We start from the raw sequence: 3385 nt of genomic DNA on the forward strand, positions 1-3385 counted from the left end.
TCGAGAACTACACGGTCCAGGACCGCATCCTCAACGGCCTGAAGATCGTCAAGCAGAACAACCCCAACGTCAAGATCGCCGTCACCTTCGGCACCGGGACCGGCGGCCCGAGCGCGGCCGGTATCCGCCTGATCAACCAGGCCAGGGCGCTGGCCGTGCCGATCGACAACTACACGATCATGCCGTTCAACTTCGGCGCCTCGAACATCTACAACGCCACGGTCAGTTCCTCCGAGGGCCTGAAGAACGCGCTGAAGGCGGCCAACGGCTGGACCGACGCGCAGGCGTACGCCCGGATGGGCATCTCCGGCATGAACGGCCTGTCCGACCAGCAGGAGCTGACCACGGTGGCGGCCTGGACCCAGATCCGCGACTGGGCCAAGTCCAAGGGCCTGACCCGCCTCGCCTACTGGGCGGTCAACCGCGACCGCCCCTGCCCCGGCGGCAACGCGGGCTCCGAGTGCAGCGGCATCGCCCAGCCCGACTGGGAGTTCACCCGCGTCACGGCCGGCTTCTGACCCCGACCGGTCCGCCCCGACCGAGAACCGGTGACTTTCCGGTCACCGTCCGGTACGGGGCCACCGGACCATGCCATCTCCCTTCCAGCGGACATCGGCTCGAAAGGAAGCACCGATGATTTCCACCAGCCCGCACCCCCGGCCCGTGCCACCCACCGGCCCGCACCGCACGCGAACCCCGCTCGCGCGAATCGGCGGCCTCCTCGCGGCGATGCTCCTCACCTCCGCCGCCCTCGTCCCCTCCGCCGCGGGCGCCCAGACCGCCACCGTCCAGACCACCGCCCAGACCACTGCCGCCCAGGCCGCCGCGGCCCCCGGCCCCCTCGTCTGGTCCGACGAGTTCAACGCCGCCGCGGGCACCGGCCCCGACGCCGCCAAGTGGCGCCGCGAGGTCGGTGGCGGCGGCTTCGGGAACAACGAGCGGCAGTACTACACGGCCGGCAACGAGAACATCGCCCACGACGGCGCCGGCAACCTGGTCATCACCGCGCGCAAGGGCAACCCCGCCGGGTACGGCTGCTGGTACGGCTCCTGCGAGTACACCTCGGGGAAGCTGACCACCGCCGCGACCTTCACCCGCGCCTACGGCCGCTTCGAGGCACGGATGAAGCTGCCCAGGGGCAAGGGCATGTGGCCGGCGTTCTGGATGCTGGGTGACAACATCGGATCGGTCGGCTGGCCCGCGAGCGGCGAGATCGACATCATGGAGAACGTCGGCAGCGTGCCGGGGCAGGTGCTCGGCAGCCTGCACGGCCCCGGCTACTCCGGGGGCAGCCCGCTGAGCGGCAGCTACACCCTCCCCGGCGGTCAGGCCTTCGCCGACGCCTTCCACACCTTCACCGTCGACTGGGAGCCCGGCTCGGTGACCTGGTACGTCGACGGCATCCAGTACTCCAGGAAGACCCCCGCCGACACCCGGGGCAACCCCTGGGTCTACGACCACCCGTTCTTCATGATCCTCAACCTGGCCGTCGGCGGGAACTGGCCCGGCTCGCCCGACGCCTCCACGACCTTCCCCCAGCAGCTGACCATCGACTACGTCCGCGTCTACGCCCAGGGCGGCGGCAGCGGCGGCCGTACCGGGCAGATCACCGGCATCGGCGGCAAGTGCGTCGACGTCGCCGCCGCAAGCAGCGCCAACGGCACCGCCGTCCAGCTCTACGACTGCAACGGCACCGCCGCCCAGCAGTGGACCCTCGGCACCGACGGCACCATCCGCGCCCTCGGCAAGTGCATGGACGTCACCGCCGCCGGCACCGCCAACGGAACGCAGATCCAGCTCTACGACTGCAACGGCACCGCGGCCCAGCAGTGGGTCTACAGCGGGGCCCGCGACATCGTGAACCCCGCCTCCAACAAGTGCCTGGACGCCACCGGCCAGTCCAGCGCCAACGGCACCCGCCTGCAGATCTGGGAGTGCAGCGGCAACGCCAACCAGAAGTGGACCGCCCCGGCGGCCTGACCACCCCCGTCATGGGCCGAGCGGTCTCGGCCCATGACGGGCTCCCGGCCGGGGAGCCGGCTTCGCCGTACGGTCAGAGCAGGCGCCTGATGTCGCCGTAGGCCCGGTAGAAACCGCCCCGCTCGGAGAAGCGGACGCCCTCGACGAGGTAACGTGCCCCGGCCTCGCGCACGCCCTTGGGGAACTGCACGTTCCACCGAGTGTCGTAGCCCTCGCTGACCACCCGTACCCGGAGCCGCTCGCCCTCGCGGAAGCACTCCACCACCACGCCCTCGCCGGTGTGCGAGACCGTGTCGAGCACCACGGTCTCCAGCGCGGTGGTGGGCTCCACCACCGCCAGCCCGGCGGACGCCTTGACGTCGACAGACTCGGGGACGCTGCCCCCCTGGGCCGCCCTGATCGCCTCCTCGGCCACGTCGATGCAGGCCAGGGTGCCGTCGGTGGTCACGATGTAGAGGCGGTCGTCGAGATACTGCATGGAGAAGGCGGAGCCGCAACCGGTGGCCAGCTTCCACAGGCGCTCGCCGCCCTGGTCGAAGCAGTAGATCGAGGAGTGATTGTCACCGGCGAAGACGTAGCGGCCTTCGGGGGCGGTGGCGCAGGAGAAGACCGTGGCGTCGCAGCGGTAGACCGCCTGGCTGACGCCGTCCGACTTGCGCAGCCGGTGCACGGCGCCGCGCGAGGTGCCGGCGTAGACCGAACCGGACTCCTGCCAGCCGAACAGCACCGCGCCGTTGATGGGCGTCTCCCACACTGGTGCCCCGTCCGCGGCGTCATAGCGGGCCACCCCGGTGGAGTGTCCGTGGTAGACGGCCTCGTCGTCGCAGCGGACCATCCAGGCCGAGTCGCCCCTGCCCTTGCGCGCCCACTGGAACTCGTCCTCGTGGTCGATCGTGGTGATCCGCCCAGCGCGGTCGGAGACGCCCAGCACGCCGTCGTGGATGTCCAGCCAGTAGATGTCGACATCCTCGGCGATCTCGTACGCGACCCTCGGGACCTTGCCGCCGAGGTCGTAGACCTTACCGTCGTCGGCGCCCGCGTAGATCCAGAAGTCGTCGCCGACGATGCACTTGACCCCGTCGGGGAGCCGGAAACGGCCGGTGACGGTGCCGCCGTGGGTGACGGTGTAGACGTCACCGCGCTGGTTGCCGACCCAGCAGCGCTCGGAGTCGACGAAGATGCCGAACGCCGCCGCACCGCTGGCGAAGCGCCAGAGCACCGGTGCCTGGGTGGCGGTGGAGCGGGCGCTCTCCACGCTGCGCCTGGTGACCGTGCGGCGCTGGCGCACCCCCTGCACGGCGGGGGCGTAACCCCTGCGGATCTTCTCGTTGATCTTCTTCGCGGCGGCCGCCTCGGCCTTCGCCATGGAGGTGGAGCTGGCCGTGCGGGGCGAGGCCCGGCCGCT

Annotated in this window: 2 protein-coding genes and 1 pseudogene; 2 read left to right on the forward strand and 1 reads right to left on the reverse strand. The window is 70.9% G+C overall.

Features of this window, described 5'->3' with window-relative positions:
• Positions 1 to 518, forward strand: a pseudogene (locus tag ABZ260_RS48780) (chitinase); the annotation flags it as partial.
• 115 nt (positions 519 to 633) lie between these two features.
• Entirely contained in the window at positions 634 to 1980 is a 1347-nt protein-coding gene (locus tag ABZ260_RS48785; RefSeq protein ID WP_355632157.1) for a family 16 glycosylhydrolase, read from the forward strand.
• Between the two features lie 73 nt (positions 1981 to 2053).
• Here the strand turns inward: ABZ260_RS48785 and ABZ260_RS48790 are convergent.
• A partial coding sequence (locus tag ABZ260_RS48790; RefSeq protein ID WP_355632160.1) for a PQQ-binding-like beta-propeller repeat protein occupies positions 2054 to 3385 on the reverse strand: 1332 nt, incomplete at its 5' end.

It is taken from the genome of Streptosporangium sp. NPDC006013, assembly GCF_040614275.1.
GTDB lineage: Bacteria > Actinomycetota > Actinomycetes > Streptosporangiales > Streptosporangiaceae > Streptosporangium.

What these genes read in the sequence shown, in the direction of transcription:
- ABZ260_RS48785 (WP_355632157.1), top strand. Translation starts at nt 634, where the DNA reads ATGATTTCCACCAGCCCGCACCCCCGGCCCGTGCCACCCACCGGCCCG.